Genomic DNA, 18,318 nt, shown 5'->3' with positions numbered 1-18,318 from the left:
AATTAGATATTCACAGTCAACCCCAAAGTAAATGTTTTGGCAAGCGGATACTTCTCTCCATTAGTACTACCCATTTCCGGATCCCATTCTTTAAATTTGGCAAACGTCAGGAGGTTGGTACCAATGAAAAATACACGTATCTTGTTAAACCGCATCTTGTTTACGATCGATTTCGGTAACGTATAGCCCACTTCCAATGTTTTCAAGCGCAAATAAGAACCGTCTCTTAGCCAGAAGGTAGAGGCTCTATAGTTATTGTCGTTTCCTCCATAACTAAGACGCGGATATGAAGCGTTCGGATTCTCATTGGCAGGGATACCCAATGTGGCAGCTGTCTCCGCATCGACATAGCGGTCTTTCACCAGATTTGTCAAGACATTTCCCCACTGGCTACCACTAAAGGCATATACGGTAGGCCCGTTAATGAAGAACGAAGATTTGCCTGCCCCTTGGAAGTGTGCATTGAAATCGAACCCTTTCCACTGCGCAGAGATACCAAACCCATAAATTAAATTAGGCTTCGTTGTGGCACCGATAGCCACCTCATCACTCGCATTGATAATTCCGTCTCCATTAACATCCTTATATTTGATGTCACCCGGTTGAACCTTTCCCCAGTTGGTTTGTTGCGGACTATTGCGTATATCATCGTAGTCCTTAAACAACCCCAAAGCGATCAATCCCTTCGCCTGATTCACCCGATAACCAGCCTCTTTTTGATAAGGGTAAACCGCATTCATTTCATCTTTCTCCAGAATCTCATTCTTACTGTAAGTGAAATTACCGCGGACAGTCAGATTGACTTTTCCCAACTTCTGCTTATAAGCAAAGTTCCCGTCAAAACCTTTCGACAGCACACTTCCCACATTCGCTTTCGGGTTACTATTCACCCCCACAATGCCCGGCAGATATTTACGTTCCATATAGATACCGTCACGCCGCTCGTGGAAATAGTCTACAGTAGCCGTAAACTTGTCATTGAACAAGGAGAGGTCCACACCTGCATCGTGCTTGGTTGCAATTTCCCAAGTGACATTATTGGATGCCAACTGTGTATACCACATTCCTGTATAAACATTGTCCGAAGAATTGTAGTCACTCCAAGTCCAGCCACTTCCATTATCATTAATCGTGTATAAATAGGGGAAACGTTCATTCATCTTGTCGTTACCCACTTTACCATAAGAATAGCGCAACTTGAACATATTCATCCATTTCAGATGTTTCTTGACAAACTTCTCTTCCGCTATATTCCAAGCCAAAGAAAAAGCCGGGAAAAAGCCGAAACGGTGTCCATCCGCAAAATTTTCCGAACCATTATAACCAAAATTGAAATCGGCAAAGTAACGATAGTTCCAGTTATAGCTGGCACGACCTGCCAATCCCATGTGACGTTGGGCAACCCCATTTTTCACATCCGTTCCTATACCAACCGTGGTCCGATAAGTATCCTGACTATATTTCAATGTTCCACCCACATGATGCGCTTTGAACGCACGACTATATTGTAAGAATGCTTCCAAGAATTCGCGCCGCTCACCAGTAGAAGAACTGGTTTGTGCCATCGGTTTTTCTGCGTTCTGTTGCTTGTAAACCACATTCCCATCATCATCACGGTCCCTTTGAGCGCGCCAAGTTTCCGGCATTCTTATCCGATCGATTTCACTCTGATTATTTGTATCGAATCCGAAACGTCCCTCAAAGCGCAAACCTTTGGTGATAAAATCCAACTTTTGCTCCAAAGAGATATTGGTCTGAATCTTATTGTTCCAGATTTCCTTATAACCACTCTGTGTAGCAAGTACCCAAGGATTATTACGATTATCGTCCGTTCCGTGTGAAGGAATGTAACCGTTAGAGTACATGACGGGAATACTGATCGGGCTCTGTCCCATTAAAGAAGTCCATACGTTAGAGCCCTGTCCCGGTGCATTCCGTTTCTTCAATGAACCGGACACCCCTACTTTGACAAGAGTACTCTTCGTAATGTCAATATCTGTATTCAAACGATAGTTCCAACGTTGGCTACTAGGATTGGTGTTGTAATCCTTGCGCATGGCCTCGTCTGTTTTATACATACCTTCTTCATTTATGTAGCTAAGAGACACGAAATAACGTGCCGTACTGCCGCCACCACTCATATTCAAATTGGCACGATAAGTCATCGCCCCATCTTTCAACAGCACATCCATCCAGTCTACATTCGGATACAAATCCTGATCAAGTCCCAACCGCAGAATCTCCATTTCATCATCTTGATACATTCTCTCCTGATTACGAGTAATTCGCGCTTCATTCATCAACATGGCATAAGTATAACCATCCGCAAATTCCGGCGTAATGGTACGCGCATTATAAGAGGTCTCCACCTTAGCATTAATCTTAATCTTGCCCTCCTTACCATGTTTGGTTGTAATCAGCACTACTCCATTTGCACCACGAGGACCATAAATCGCTGTAGTAGAAGCATCTTTCAATACAGTAAAAGATTCAATATCTTCAATATTGATCTCATCCAGATCACGTTCAAAGCCATCAACCAACACCAATGCAGCACTATTGGCACCAAAAGTAGATATACCACGAATCCAGAATTCAGAGGTATTCACACCCGGCTGTCCAGAAGTCTGCATGGCAAGCACACCCGGCACGTTTCCCGCCAACGCATTGGAGAGGTTGGCTGAAGGATTAGATTTTAAAACCTCGACATCTACGTTCGTCACGGCACCGGTCACAGTCAACTTTTTCTGTGCACCGGTTCCTGTAATAACCACTTCATCAATTTCCCTGGCATCCGATTCTTTCATCGATACATTGACTAAATTTTGACGTTTCACCAATACCTCTTGCGTATCAAAACCGATATACGAGAATACCAAACGGGAGAATTCCTCAATCTTAATTTTGTAACGTCCGTTGATATCTGTTATCGCTCCCAAACCTGGCTTATCCTTCACTGTCACATTGACGCCGACCAACGGCTCTTTATTTGTATCTGTCACGACTCCTGTCACCTCAAATGTCTTCTCCTGAGCAAAAAGGGAAACAGAGACCAGTAACAGGCAAATCGTAATAAATTCTTTTACTCTCATGTGTTTTTCTTTTTATTGATTTTCTTGATTCTCACTGTCACTAGGTTCTGCTCCGACTAAATCGTCCGGGGCCTGCTCTTTGGCAATCTTCCGAATCTTATAATTTCCCGAATCGCCAACATAGAAAGTCTTCGTCGCCTCATCGTAGGCCAAAGCTATCGGTTTATTAAAACGAGCTCTCTCGCGTATCTCTCCATTTTGTTTACCCCATTTATAACTAGTTGAAGAGGCAGAACCACGTCCGGCAAACGTCGAAACTATTCCATCCGGAGTCAACACTCGGATACAATGATTTTCTGTATCCGTAAAATAAAAATCATACCAATCACTTTTATTAGCAGCCTTATACTCCTCATTGAGTACGAAAACACCTTGACCAGGTTTATTGATACGCGCATTGATACCTACAAGATCTTTATAATCGGCCCCACCGGATTGTCCGCATACGATATACGGAGTCACCAGTTTTTTGGTTTCTTCATCATAATTGGAACGAAGGATATAATGCGATTCATGCATGATGATATAAATGTATTTCCCCATCGGATGAGGAACCATACTAAAGTCAACTGTCTGGTTGGGTACACTAAATGCCAGAAGATCAGGCAATCCAGCTCCGTTAGGAACATTCGGATTGTTGTTATAGCCGTTCTCTATAAAATTATATCTGTATACATTGCCCGTTGCACGATGATTGAAATAAAGTTCTCCCGTTTGTGGAAGAATCATAGATCCATTGCAAGCATTGCCATGCGTCAAAGGCACCCAACTGGACTCTTTGAAATCCTGCCCATCGGCACTGCTGCCACGCTCTAAAATAATATTATTTCTATTCGTAGCACCATTATTTTGTGGGGTAGCCAATACCATATCTCCATCATTCGTCCATGTAATGGTCGTTGTACGATCAATATTATCCAATTTTTTGGAATAGATCATTTTCTTTTCCAAATCCAACACTCTTAAAGGTCTACTTTGATTATTTTGAGACAAATAAAGAATGTTAGGATGTTGGGGATCGAAAGAGAACCAAAAAGGATACTCTATCTTTCCACAATTGTCGAACGGTCCAGTCTCTACAACATCTCCATTACCCAATTCGTCCACATCACCACATAAGTCCGTTACTACCATTTGCGGTTCATACTGGTATTTTTCAGGCAATATCACCGTTTGCTCACCAACTTTCACTTCGACAGTCCCTTCAAAACAGCTTTCCGGTGTAGAACAGTAAATACTGGTACCTTTGGCACTGATAACAATCGCATCTTTTCCACCTACCTTCACAGAAATGATAGAACGGTCTGTTCCAAAATTACTTCCATAGATAATCATTTTCTTTTTTCCACCTCCCGATTTGGGCGTAAAATCTGTCACCTCTACCGGCTGATTCGGATCGTAAGGCGCTGATGTCTCATCTTTACTATCTTTACAGCCACCAAGACAGACCGCAAAGATGAATCCCAACATCATGCACTGTAGCCCTATGCTCCCATGTTTCATAGTTTTACATTTCATAATACACTAGATTTAAATTATTGATTATTCTGAACTTTATCCATTAATACCTTCATCCAGTATCCTCCGATTACTGAGCGTGCTCTGAAGCCGACCCATCTGCCACTGTCTGTATGGTGCCAGTCACTGATAGGTACACGAGATACCGTTTCGTTGATATATTTATAGAGAGGATTAGAAAATTTCTGAAAAGTCTCTTTATCCGGAGACATAGCTGCTGTCCACATAATCCAGTCGGATTTTGTGTACTCTTTGCGGGAATCTAGAGGAAGTCCATAAGGATTCTGTTTTGTCAAGTAATAGTTAATTTCTTTTCCGATTACGTTGTTAGGAAATAGATTCAGATTCCACAATTTATCCCAAACCATGTTATATTTTTGGCTCCAAGTACCTTTACGGTCAAAAGCTAAACGGTAATGATCACCTTCATTTGCCATTTCTTCCCATTTCACCGCCATTTTTTTAGCTATCGCTGCATATTTATCAGCTACATCATTCAGTCCGAGCATACGGGCTATCTCGCTATATCCGGCTACACCCATGATCGCTTTCACGGAAAGGTTGGCATTATGTGCCCAATGTCCGGCGAAGTCATCCGTGCAGAGTTGGTTCTCCGGGTCCTGTCCAAACTAATACAATACAGGTTAATAAGTTGATAATTAGCGCATTATCTAAAGATAGATTGTTCCTGTATTGTGAAAAAGATTCTTCTAGCTGAAAATAGAAGATTGGAGTTGATAGAAAATGGCTTGATTATATCAAGTAGAATGTTAAGGAACAGTATATTAAATTCGTAATTTATTTCACCTTTTCTAAGTTAAAGGTAGCCTAGTATAATGGAATATACGAATTAATTTATCAAGCACTCGGTTAGTACCTTTTTAAGAAATTTGCATTTTTATTTAACGTTGATTTTTTATAAATGTATATCAAATCTTAGTTGTTCTCAATGATTTTGTTTGTTGAACTTTTTTCAAAGAAAATAGTTTGAGGGGATATTGTTGTCGGTAAAAAAGTCTATATATTATTTATTATAATACATGACCTTATTTATATTTATTGATTGTAATAAAAAAAGGGACTCAATTGAGTCCCTTTTTACTTTCTTCATCTACCATTCTATCTGCTGATCTTCATCTGGAATCTGAGTATTGAGATTTCGTTCAAGTAGCATTGTCCCTTTAACTTTATAAAGAACTTCTTGATTTCGAGAAGTCACATCTTTAAAATCATATTCAATAGTAAATGAAACATAGCGATGTTTCAAATAAGGGCGCGTAGCATCCATGGTCTCCGTTACACTATATGCAGGAGTACCGTATAGTTTAAATCCAATCTTTTCTTCATTATCCGCCCACATACTCAATGATTTGTCTTCATTGAAGCGCACATATATTTTATAGAGTTCACGTTCATCTCTTGATAAATCTTCGCTCATTAAACCAGCATAAAAGAAAATAGTATGATTATCCACCACGTATGCTGTACGATTATTGGTTACCATTGGTTTATTATCAGTACTTCCATTTGCATTTCGAATATACACTTCCATCGTACTTGTACTATATGAACCAGAATAATCATTAAAAGGAATTACACGCAATAATGCTTTTGCATAATTTTTACGTGGATGACCTTGATAATTATAGGAGGCATCGTCAACGATAGTTAGAGGCAACACCCATTTATCTGTCATATTGATTCCTCTCAAATCAAAATCAATATTTAGCTGTTCCACACATGTCCCTGCAGGAATATGAACTATTTCCGGGAATTCATATTTATCTTCCTCCAATAGCGTATACCACAAATCTGTACGCCCGCTGAAACGTTCCCTATTTAATATTTCCAAGGTATCCTCATATAATGCTACATGAACATCTATATCTTGTTCGTTCGTGGTTGATCCACTGACTATAACCGGTAACTGATAACGTACCTTTCCATCAGGGTTGTATCTCACATATATTGGAGTTACCCCATTATCTTTATCTTTTATAGGCGCTTTAAAGGAAATATATTGCCGATACTGCTCATCTTTCCACTCATCATTACAAGAAGTGATCAAGAGCAACATACATAATGCAAACCAACAATTATATATAATTTTCATACTTATATCATTTTAAAATTAATCATTGTATGTCCAACCCGGATTTTGTGTCAACAGCTTATTGCGCTTCAGCTCCTCATGACTGATAGGCCAAAAATATAATTTGCGAGAAAAAGCAGTTGGAAGTTCATTGACTACAATTGGTGAATGAAACGCAGCTCTATTTTCTTCAGTCATAAGAGCATCACAACCATATATTTCCATTGACTCTTCAATCGGAGCATCTTTCCATCTACGGAGATCAAAATAACGATGTCCTTCTCCCATAAGCTCTATCTGTCGCTCATGCTTCAATTTCTTACGGAATACATTCTGGTCTTGATACTCAGGTAATGTATAATCGGGAACCCCTGCACGGCAACGCACAGGACGAATACCTTTTTTCATTTCATTTATGTCACGTTTGACTGAATAACTGGCAGAGCCATCCCAAGATGAGATGTCGTATGAGGATCCCTCCTCCAGCTCATTCAAGGCTTCGGCATAAATCAATAAGATTTCAGCAAAACGAATAGCTGGTTCCGTTTTTAGTTTGACATAATCCTTGTTACCTTTTGCCGCAGAGGTATCGTCCGGATGAACAAATTTCATGATTCCAATACCAGTGCGAAGCCAGAAATTAGAGTTGGTGTATCCATTACCATTACCACGATAATAAAATACTTGTTGCTCTACGGGTTTAGGATCTTTAAGCGTTGAATTATTTAATAGAGGCCATACGCAACCATTAAAAGCAACTGAAGCATAGAAGCGTGGTTCACGCCATGCATACTCTTTCCATACTCCTTTCCTTAAATAAGGATATGTTTCAGCCTTCCCTTCCTTTTCAGTCACAAAACGGTTCTCAACTTGGCAAGTGTCCAAAAAGGTCTGTCTGTTAAACTCAGAACCATTATACATATAGTAAGCATCACACATCTTTTGTGTCATACCATGTGTATTCCAGCCATTAGCACTGGTAGGCAATTGATGTAATACCATATCTGCAAGATTACGGTCACCCTGATTTTGTCCACGACTAAAAATAAGTTCAGGATTATCAAACATGGACAGGGTTCCATTAAAAACTTGTCGATAGGATTCAAAGGGGTCAATATCTCGATATCCATCTGGCCAATCAGCATTTTCAAAATCATTATCAGAATAAGGAGGAAGTGTCTTCGGATAACCTGCAGCGGCTTCATCTCTTTTCTTCACAGTGTGTAACACATAACGGTGTCCATAATTGCTTCCCGGAAGTTCCATGACGTCTCTTGCTGCTGCAGCGGCTCTAGCCCATTTGTATTCATTATATTCCTGTGCTAACAAACATCTTCCGTCATGATCTACCAAATCTGTAAATCTTTCGGTATCTTCAGGGCGAGGGTTATTAATAGGACTTGCCGCATATAATAGAACTTTTGCGCGTGCAGCTAATGCGGCTCCTCTAGTAGGACGGGATGTATGATTCGCTCCCCTGTCCAAAGGTAAATCCTTAGCCGCCAAGCGCATTTCTGATTCGATATATTCTACGCATTCATCATAGGAATTGCGTTGACAAGCCAAATCATCATAGCTGGCCGTATAATCGAGTCCTTCCTCCGGCAATAAAGGAACAGGGCCATATTTACGGAGTAATAACCAATAATAGTAAGCGCGTACAAAACGGGCTTGCGCTTTCAAATCAGCTTTCTCAGCTTCTGTAAACTCCATATTCATGTCGATATTCTGAATGAAAATGGACGCTTGGCGAATACCTTTATAACTAGCTCCCCATGATTGTCGGGCTTCTTCATTATAAGTCCCGGTTTTAAAGGTATTATAAATATCGCGATCACCAAAATAAATATCATCGGCAAAACACCACAGTATGTTATCTTTGGTTCCAACATCCATATTCTCTCCTCTAAGGTAAGAATAGGCATGAGCTAACCATTCTTCCGAGTATTTTTCATTAGTAAATACATCTTCCAGTGTCATACGGTCTTTAAAATTTTTATCCGAATCCAGCTGGTCTACACACGAAACAGTGATTGTCCCTAACAGGGCACCTATACAAAACTTATATATCTTTTTCATTTTACACATATTGATTAGATATTAACAGTCAATCCTAAAGTCATTACCCTAGACAGTGGGTATTCCGCTCCTGTGGAACTTCCTAATTCCGGATCCCATTCTTTAAATTTAGCGAATGTCAATAAGTTGGTGCCAATAAAGAATACACGTATATTATTGAACTTAATCTTATTTACAATTGATTTAGGCAATGTATAACCTACTTCTAAAGTCTTCAAACGTAAATATGAACCATTTTTTAGCCAGAAAGTGGACTTTTGTTGATTATTATCATTTCCACCATAGCTAAGGCGTGGATAAGAAGCATTCGGATCCTCATTAGCAGGAATTCCAAGTTTAGCTGCTGTGTCTGCATCGACCCAACGATTAGCCACTAAATTTCCCAAAACATTTCCCCATTGACTATCCTTGAAAGCAAATACTGTAGAGCCATTTATGAAGAATGAAGACTTTCCTGCTCCTTGAAAATGGACATTGAAATCAAATCCTTTCCATTGTGCAGAAATACCAAATCCGTAAATCAGATTCGGTTTGGTAGTCGCACCGATAGCTACTTTGTCACCATCATTGATTACACCATCTCCATTAACATCTTTATATTTAATGTCACCCGGTTGTACTTTTCCCCATGCTGTTTGTTGAGGACTGTTACGAATATCATCATAATCTTTAAAAAGACCTAATGCAATCAAACCTTTAGCTTGGTTTACACGGTAACCCGCTTCTGTCTGGTAAGGATAAACAGTATTTTCTTCATCCTTCTCCAATATCTCATTCTTACTATAAGTAAAATTACCACGAACCGTGAGGTTCACTCTGTTTATTTTCTGTTTATAGGCAAAATGGCCATCAAAACCTTGCGAACGTACACTACCCACATTTGCTTTAGGATTACTTCTCACGATTCCTACTATGCCAGGAAGATATTTACGTTCCATATAAATACCATCGCGTTGTTCATGGAAATAGTCTACAGTAGCTGTAAACTTATCATTAAACAAAGAAAGGTCTACACCTATATCGTGCTTTGTTGCAATCTCCCAAGTTACGTTTTCAGAAGCTAATTGAGTGTATGCCATACCATCATAAGAATTGCCATAGCCATAATCACCCCAATTCCATCCAGGAAAGTTCACGTCTTTATTATTTTCTTTATATGACTTAGCAATTGTATATAGATAAGGAAAACGTTCACCTAATTTATCATTACCTACTTTACCATAAGAGTAACGCAGCTTGAACATATTCATCCATTCCAGATGTTTCTTAATGAATTTCTCTTCTGCAATATTCCAAGCCAGAGAAAAAGCGGGGAAGAATCCGAATCGATGTCCATCGGCAAAGTTTTCTGATCCATTATAACCGAAGTTAAAATCTACGAAGTAACGATAATTCCAGTTATAGCTAGCACGTCCTGCCAAGCCCATATGACGTTTGGCAATGCCATTCTTTATATCTGTACCAATATCTACTGTAGTCCGATAAGCATCTTGGCTATATTTTAAAGTACCACCTACGTGATGCGCTTTGAATGCACGATTGTAATGTAAAATTGCTTCTAAAAATTCAGTCCGATTACCTGTTGAAATAGAGCTTTGAGTCATTTTTTCTTCGGTTCGCTGTTCTTTAAAAGTAATTTCCCCATCAGTATTTCGAAAACGTTCTGCGCGCCATGTTTGAGGCATTTTTTTACGGCTAATTTCGTTTGTGTTGTTAGTGTCGAAACCAAAACGACCTTCAAAACGCAATCCTTTAGTAATAAAATCCAGCTTCTGTTCTAAAGAAATATTAGTCTGAACCTTATTTTCCCAGATTTCAAAATATCCAGTCTGTGTTGCCAATACCCATGGATTGGAACGATCATCTTCTTTTCCAAATGCTGGTACATAACCATTGGAATACATTACTGGAATACTAATCGGACTTTGATTTATTAACGATGCCCACACATTTCCACCTTGTCCAGGGGCATTACGTTTCTTTAAAGAACCGGAAACACCGACTTTCACAAGAGTTGTTTTTGTGATGTCAATATCGGTATTCAAACGATAATTCCATCGTTGACTACCGGGATTGGTATTATAATCCTTACGAACTGCTTCATCTGTCTTATACATACCTTCTTCACTAATATAGCTAAGCGAAACAAAATAACGTGCTGTACTACCACCACCATTCATATTCACATTAGCACGATAAGTCATTGCTCCATCTTTCAATAATACATCTTTCCAGTCTACATTCGGATATAAATCCGGATCAAGTCCTAAACGTAGAATTTCCAATTCGTCATTTTGATAGATCGGTTCTTGATTACGCGTAATCCGCGCTTCATTCATCATTCTAGCATGAGTGTATCCATCTACAAATTCCGGTGTGATAGTTCGTGTATTGTAAGATGTTTCCACTTTAGCGCTAATATTGATCTTACCAGCTTTACCATGTTTTGTTGTAATCAATACTACACCATTAGCACCACGAGGACCGTAAATTGCTGTAGTAGAAGCATCCTTTAAAACAGTAAACGATTCAACATCCTCAATATTAATTTCATCAAGACTACGTTCAAATCCGTCTACTAACACTAAAGCCGAGTTATCAGCTCCGAAAGTGGAAATTCCACGAATCCAGAATTCCGAAGTGTTTTTTCCAGGCTGACCGGATGTCTGCATAGCTAGAACACCTGCCACATTACCAGCCAAAGCATTTGAAAGATTTGCTGTCGGATTTGCTTTCAGATCATTTACATTAACGGTAGTCACCGCTCCAGTCACAGTTAACTTCTTTTGTGCACCGGTTCCTGTAATAACGACTTCATCAAGCTCGCTTGCTTCAGATTCCTTCATAATTACATCGACTACCTGCTGCCTTTTCACCAATACTTCTTGTTTATCAAAACCTATGTACGAGAATACTAGTCTTGAAAACTCCTCAATACTAATTCTATAGCGTCCGTTAATATCCGTAATGGCTCCTAAGCCAGCTTGATCCTTTACTGTTACATTGACACCGACCAGTGGCTCTTTATTTGTATCCGTCACTACTCCCGTTACTTCAATTTTTTTCTGCGCAAAAGTGGCAACAGAAACCAGTAACAAGCAAATGGTGATAAAATTCTTTATTTTCATGTGTTTTTTCTTTTATTCGGTTATTGTTCTCCCACTTCCGGTTCACTCTCTTCCGGATGTTCTTCTGTCGTTTCAGGAATCTTTTCTAATGCTATCTTCCGGATACGATGATTGTTTACATCACCCACATAAAAAGTTTCTGTATCCTCATCATAAGCTAAAGCATAAGGATAATTGAAACGTGCTTCATCACGTAAATGACCGTCCACATATCCATTAGCATGTACATTCATTCCTGTGCTTCCTCTTCCGGCAAAAGTAGAAACTACTCCATCCGGAGTCAATTTGCGTATACAATGATTATTACGATCCGTAAAATAGAAGTCATAACAATCCTCTTTATTCGCATCTTCATACTCTTTGTTAAATACGAAGACTCCCTGTCCGGGTTTGTTCAAGCGTGCTTTTGTTCCTGCCAAATCTTTATAATCTGCTTGTCCGGGTTGTCCACAAACAATATAAGGGGTCGTAAGCCGTTTGTTAACTCTGTCATAATTTGAACGGAGAATATAGTGCTGGTTCTGTACCATCATGTAAACATAATCACCAGATGGATGAACGATAAAGTTAAATTCCCAGTTGGCATCCTGAATCGTAAACAGTTCTTCTGCATGAGCTTTATTATTGTTTGCTCCCCATTGGTAAAAATCATATCTGAGCACAGCCCCTGAACCAAAGAAGTTATAGTATAATTCACCATTTTCCGGGTGTATCATTGAATTCTGACACCCTCTACTTGTGGTCAGACGTTTTACTACAGGATTCTGGAAATCTGTAACATCAACCATATCATTATCTTGGTTACGGATTAACATTATATTACTTGCGGCATTATCAGCTCCTTTTGAACATGCTATAATCATAGTATCTTTACTTAAAGTCCATGATATGCTACGCAAGCGGTCGGCTCCTTCCGAACTACCGGTTATTCCAGTGTATATTCTTTCATTTTTCAAATCCAATATACGCATCGGTTTACCATTACCATTATTTTCTGCATCCTGAGTTAAATATAGGATATCGTGATTTTTGGGGTCAAATTCGAACCATGCAGGAAAATCTATTTTACCACAGTCACTAAAAGGACCTTCCTTTATAATTTCTCCATTACCCTTCTCATCTACATATCCACATAAAGTTGATACTACCTTTTGTGGAATATATTTATATTTTGATGATACTATAACATCCTGTTCACCGACTTTTACTTCAATAGTTCCTTCGTAACATTGTTGCGGGGTAATACAGTACAAACTATTACCTTTCGCATTAATTACTTTTGCCTCTTTCCCACCTATTTTCACAAAGACAATAGAGGAGTCAGTGCCGAAATTACTACCGTAAATAATCATTCGAGTGTTTGCTCCTCCTGCTTTGGGAGCAAAATCCGTCACAGTCACCGGTTGGGTAGGATCATAAGGTTCTGCAGACGCATCTTTATCGTCTTTACAACTACTGAAGCAAATCGTAAAGAGTAATAATAGAGTCATCCATTGAAATCCAATGATCCCATGTCTCATAGTTTTACATTTCATAATACACTAGATTTAAATTATTGATTATTCTGAACTTTATCCATTAATACTTTCATCCAGTATCCTCCGATTACTGAACGTGCTCTGAATCCTACCCATTTACCGCTGTCTGTATGGTGCCAGTCACTGATGGGAACACGAGATACTGTTTCATTGATATATTTATAGACAGGATCAGAGAATTTTTGGAAAGTTTCCTTATCTGATGACATAGCTGCCGTCCACATTATCCAGTCGGATTTTGTGTATTCTTTACGAGAATCCAAAGGGAGTCCGTAAGGGTTCTGCTTTGTCAAGTAGTAGTTTATTTCTTTTCCGATTACGTTGTTAGGGAATAGATTCAGATTCCACAATTTATCCCAAACCATGTTATATTTTTGGCTCCAAGTATCTTTACGGTCAAAAGCTAAGCGGTAATGGTCACCTTCATTTGCCATTTCTTCCCATTTCACCGCCATTTTTTTAGCTATCGCTGCATATTTATCAGCTACATCATTCAGTCCGAGCATACGGGCCATCTCGCTATATCCGGCTACACCCATGATCGCTTTTACGGAAAGGTTCGCATTATGTGCCCAGTGACCTGCGAAATCATCCGTACAAAGTTGATTTTCTGGGTCCTGTCCATACTCGACTAAATAATTAGTCCATGTAGTCAAAATGTCCCAATATTTCTTAGCATAATCTGCATTTCCTTCAATCTTAGAAATGGCTGCTGCTAGAATCACCATGTTACCACTTTCTTCAATCGGCATATCACCACCATAAACTTGTCCGTTAGCTATTGGATAAGTACCTAAATCATGTGCTGCGAAAGGTTTATCCCAGCGACCGCTAGCACTATATTCAAAGATACTAGTCATCATTGCCTTTTGTAAATCAGGATTATAGATCAAAAACAGGGGAGCAGACGGGTAGGTCAGGTCGACTGTATTGATACAACCATTACTGTTATTCTCTTTAGAGAACCACATCAGATTGCCTTCTTTGTCTGTAAATAGTTTGTGAGCAGAAATAACTTGACGATAGGCTGCAGAGCAGATTTCTGCATATTTTTTACCACCTGCTTTTTCTGCATCGCTATAAATAAGCTCATCAAGTGCACGACAACGCTCCATGATGGATTGATAGTTATCTCTTAGTTTTTCGAAAGCATCAAAAATCGTTACTTTACCATCATGTTTCCAATATCCCATACGTTTCTCATACATATATTCAATGGAATAAATGTCATCATAACCGATCATCAAGAAACCATCTTTACCATCTTTGGTAACAGTTCCAAAATTGTGTACATAAGCCATTGCAGGAGTATTTTCTTCCCGACGAGTAACCCATTTGGTTTTGCTTGAGGCTAAAGTTCCATTTTTAACAAAAGCTTCCTTCATTCCGCTATAGTCACCCAAACTTATAGATTTTCCAGCTCCATTTACACTGCCAAGGTATACATATCCCCAATCTGCACAAATCAAATCACCTTTACGATCACATATCGGTTGGTTGATAGTGCCCGCTTCTACGTAGCTAATACCATTTTTCGACAATGTACGTGCGATAGTAGGTTGGGTAGTCTCATTTACAGCTAATGCCGGAGTAGTTTCTATATAAAATTGTACATCATGTTCTTTCTTGTCAAGGGGACGTACACGATAGGAAATGTAATTAATCGGGGTCGACAGCAAATCTAAGTCATCTATCAATTGAGGTGCTGTAAATACAACATCTAATTCAACTGGACCGCAAGTGAATGTATAGTAACTAGAAGTAGCTAATACATCTACCGACTTCTGTACAGCTTCATTATCAAATGATACTGCATTTTTCTTTTCACGATACAAACCAAAATCTACATAAGATCCTCCGGTTGTATTGTGGCAATGTGCTGCAATTATATTTTTGCCATTACGAAGTTTCTTCTTAGCCTCATCTGATAGTTTCAGGTTTACATTATTCTTCCATACAAGATCTGTAGCAACTAATCTCTCTCCATTTAAATATAATTCGAATACATCATCATGAGAGTAAATCAGGAAAATATTTTCTGTTAAATCCAAATCATTGATTTCAAATGTACGACGGATATAAATATCTGTATTATCTCCTTTCCATTCCGTACGAACACGTGGCATATCACGGCTTCCAAAGGCAGCTTTACCTGTTTTCCAATTACTATCATCAAACTGTAATTCTTGCCATCCATTTGCCGGTTGACTATTAGTATATGTTGCTTCCCAACGTTCCACATTTGTCATAGGAGCAATAGGTATTAGAGTCACTTGATCTTTCCCCAGAAAGCGATATACTTTACCATCTACACGTAAGGCGCCTACTAAAGGTTTCTTAGCTGTAGTCCAATGTTCTGTACTTCCCTCCATTAATTTATCATAAGGAGACCAGATCGAGAAGTGAGGATCTGAAACAACGATAGGTACCGATGGAGTACGCAGTGCTATCTCTTTTACCGGTTTAAAAAAGTGATCGGTTTGAGCATTTGCAAATAAACCGATTGAAAAGACCATTACTGTTAGTAGTTTCTTCATAAATATATTCTAATTAATCTACAATTTTAAGGTTATCCATCTACAATCTTGTTTACCTAATAAAGAAAAACAAACCCTACATTTTCTTTTATTTCTCTTCTTACCTTGTTATTCTATTACCTTTATCAAAATGCAATTTTACCTTTCTTATCGCTATACCTATGTAATATATAAAATCAGTACTGTCAGATGTTGTATAAATGCCAATAGGAAGAGTTTATATAGAATTGCATGTTTCAAGTAGACCTGAAAGCCATACAAATCCGTCATATTTTCCATAGCATTTTATTTATGACGTTACAAAATAATGGAATTAATACTAAATATTAGGAAAATCTGTGTTCAAGAAAGGACAAAATCTATTCTTTTTTCATATTCTGAGTATTTTTAGAGTATGAAAAAAGCCTATTACAGCGTACTTTGAATAGCTTTTATCCTTTTTGAGCAATATTTATCCACTTTCTTTAAGATACTATAATACCCTTGAAGTTTTTTAGCTTTTAACGATGAGATATTGCTCATATCAGATAGCTTTTGTAACTTTGCAATACAAATGCAATACAGATTTTACTATCGCAAAGTATACTCCATATATTAAACCTAGGTACGTCACTCGGGAGGGAACTACCGTCCTTTATGTTCGATATAACTACAATCGAGCTAAGCGTACGCTCATCTCTACCGGATATAACATTAAACCGGAGCATTGGGATGCTAAAAGGAGATGGATTAAGCGTGCCTGCCCGAACTATGATGAGATTGATGCCTGCTTGATTAGAATCACATCCAAGCTTGGAGAAATTCTTACATATGCTAAAATGAATGGAATAAATCCAACTGTAGAATTTGTTTTACTTGAACTAAAAAAGAACAGGGAATATGAGCTACGTCCTAATCGAGTAGATATATTTGACGCATTAGAAAGATATATTATAGAAAAAGCTCCGGTTGTTTCGGCGGACCAAATAAAAGACTACCGAACACTTCGCAAACATCTGATCGCTTTCAAAGAACATTCATCACAACCAATTACTTTTCATAATTTGAACCTTATATTCTACAATGAATTCATGGATTATTTGTTTTATAAGGTTATAAAGCCTGATGGGAGCGTTGGCTTGCTCACTAATTCTGCAGGAAAAATAGTACGCTTATTAAAAGGGTTTGTTAATTACCAAATAGATAAAGGAGTTATTCCTCCAATTGACCTAAAACATTTTAAGGTTGTAGAAGAAGAAACTGATGCTATTTATTTGAATGAAAAAGAACTATCAACAATATATGAGTTAGACTTGTCAGATGACAAGCAACTGGAAGAGATAAGAGATATTTTTATTACTGGATGCTTTACAGGGTTACGATATAGTGACCTTTCGACATTAAGTCCCGAGCATATTGATTTAGACAATGAGAATATAAATCTTAAACAGAGGAAAGTGCATAAAGCAGTTGTAATTCCTATGATTGATTATGTACCGGAAATACTCAAGAAATATAACTATGATCTGCCTAAAATACCTAGATACATATTTAATGAAAGAGTTAAGGAGCTGGGACAAAGAGCAAAATTAAAACAAAAGATTGAAGTTGTCCGCAAGAAAGGAAAAGAAAGGGAAAAGAAAATATATGAAAAGTGGGAGATGATCTCTTCTCATACTTGTCGACGATCGTTTTGCACAAATATGTATTTATCTGGCTTTCCTGCTGGAGAACTTATGCGCATATCTGGGCATAAAAGTCCATCTGCATTCATGCGATATATAAAGGTTGATAATCTACAGGCTGCAAAAAGGCTAAAAGAGCTTCGCGCCAAACTTGCCAAGTAATACCTGTTTTTCATCCTAATCATTTCTAATAATGTTCTATTTTTCATGTATAGTAGAGAAAGGAACTTTTATTTTTCTGTAAAATAATAAAAGAAAACAAGCAATTCATTTAAAAAAAGCCTATTAGTGACTAATTCATTCCATATAACTGTTTTTTTATCTATTTGATCCCTCATATCTCGAAATGTAGCCTGTTTTTCTATCATAAAAAAGAAAGGGTTGTAGATTATAAAAAAGAGAAAGAAAAAATATTCATTTTTTCAGATTACTCTATTTCTCATCTTAAGCTATTACCCTTATCCATCGACTCTTTTAAGTATTCATTCACAAATTAAAATTTGTGCTTCATCAATGACTATAACAACACAGAAACAACACAAACGATGTTTAGTTCGTTGATATATAGCATATTAATTATGTCTGGTTTAGTTTGGACAGGACCCAGAAAATCAACTTTGTACGGATGATTTCGCAGGTCACTGGGCACATAATGCGAACCTTTCCGTAA

8 protein-coding genes and 3 pseudogenes are annotated in these 18,318 nt (G+C 38.2%); 3 read left to right on the top strand and 8 right to left on the bottom strand.

Annotated features, from left to right (window positions below):
- Positions 1-2: 2 nt before the first annotated feature.
- The 8 genes and pseudogenes from I2I04_RS18585 to I2I04_RS18550 all read right to left on the bottom strand — a co-directional run bounded on the left by I2I04_RS18585 (position 3) and on the right by I2I04_RS18550 (position 15,984).
- Complete coding sequence (locus I2I04_RS18585; RefSeq protein ID WP_195655637.1) at positions 3-3,092, bottom strand: SusC/RagA family TonB-linked outer membrane protein; 3,090 nt, start codon at positions 3,090-3,092, stop codon at positions 3-5.
- A gap of 12 nt (positions 3,093-3,104) precedes the next feature.
- Positions 3,105-4,610 carry an IPT/TIG domain-containing protein gene (locus tag I2I04_RS18580; protein ID WP_195655636.1) on the bottom strand — a complete coding sequence of 502 codons (1,506 nt, stop codon included), beginning with the start codon at positions 4,608-4,610 and terminating at the stop codon, positions 3,105-3,107.
- Positions 4,611-4,627: 17 nt separating this feature from the next.
- Positions 4,628-5,239, bottom strand: a pseudogene (locus I2I04_RS18575) (glutaminase domain-containing protein); the annotation flags it as partial.
- Between the two features lie 482 nt (positions 5,240-5,721).
- A complete protein-coding gene (locus tag I2I04_RS18570; RefSeq protein ID WP_195470108.1) occupies positions 5,722-6,723 on the bottom strand; it encodes a DUF4973 domain-containing protein in 1,002 nt (333 codons plus the stop codon).
- Positions 6,724-6,741: 18 nt separating this feature from the next.
- On the bottom strand, positions 6,742-8,781 hold the full coding sequence (locus I2I04_RS18565) for a RagB/SusD family nutrient uptake outer membrane protein (protein ID WP_195655635.1): 2,040 nt from the start codon (positions 8,779-8,781) through the stop codon (positions 6,742-6,744).
- A 14-nt stretch (positions 8,782-8,795) separates the two neighbouring features.
- A complete protein-coding gene (locus I2I04_RS18560) occupies positions 8,796-11,909 on the bottom strand; it encodes a SusC/RagA family TonB-linked outer membrane protein (protein WP_195655634.1) in 3,114 nt (1,037 codons plus the stop codon).
- Positions 11,910-11,929: 20 nt separating this feature from the next.
- On the bottom strand, positions 11,930-13,444 hold the full coding sequence (locus tag I2I04_RS18555; protein ID WP_195655633.1) for an IPT/TIG domain-containing protein: 1,515 nt from the start codon (positions 13,442-13,444) through the stop codon (positions 11,930-11,932).
- A gap of 17 nt (positions 13,445-13,461) precedes the next feature.
- Positions 13,462-15,984 (bottom strand): glutaminase family protein, encoded by a 2,523-nt coding sequence (locus I2I04_RS18550; RefSeq protein WP_195655632.1) that lies wholly within the window; start codon positions 15,982-15,984, stop codon positions 13,462-13,464.
- Between the two features lie 506 nt (positions 15,985-16,490).
- Between I2I04_RS18550 and I2I04_RS23315 the strand changes: the two are divergent.
- The 3 genes and pseudogenes from I2I04_RS23315 to I2I04_RS23690 all read left to right on the top strand — a co-directional run.
- Positions 16,491-16,754 (top strand): annotated as a pseudogene (locus I2I04_RS23315) (Arm DNA-binding domain-containing protein); the annotation flags it as partial.
- A 48-nt stretch (positions 16,755-16,802) separates the two neighbouring features.
- The gene (locus I2I04_RS18545; protein ID WP_229067458.1) at positions 16,803-17,810 is read left to right on the top strand and encodes a site-specific integrase; all 1,008 of its coding nucleotides are present in this window, start codon (positions 16,803-16,805) and stop codon (positions 17,808-17,810) included.
- Between the two features lie 429 nt (positions 17,811-18,239).
- Positions 18,240-18,318 (top strand): annotated as a pseudogene (locus I2I04_RS23690) (glutaminase domain-containing protein); the annotation flags it as partial.

Source organism: Bacteroides sp. 1001136B_160425_E2 (assembly GCF_015559655.1).
Taxonomy (GTDB): domain Bacteria; phylum Bacteroidota; class Bacteroidia; order Bacteroidales; family Bacteroidaceae; genus Bacteroides; species Bacteroides luhongzhouii.
This window is presented reverse-complemented; position numbering and strand designations above follow the sequence as displayed.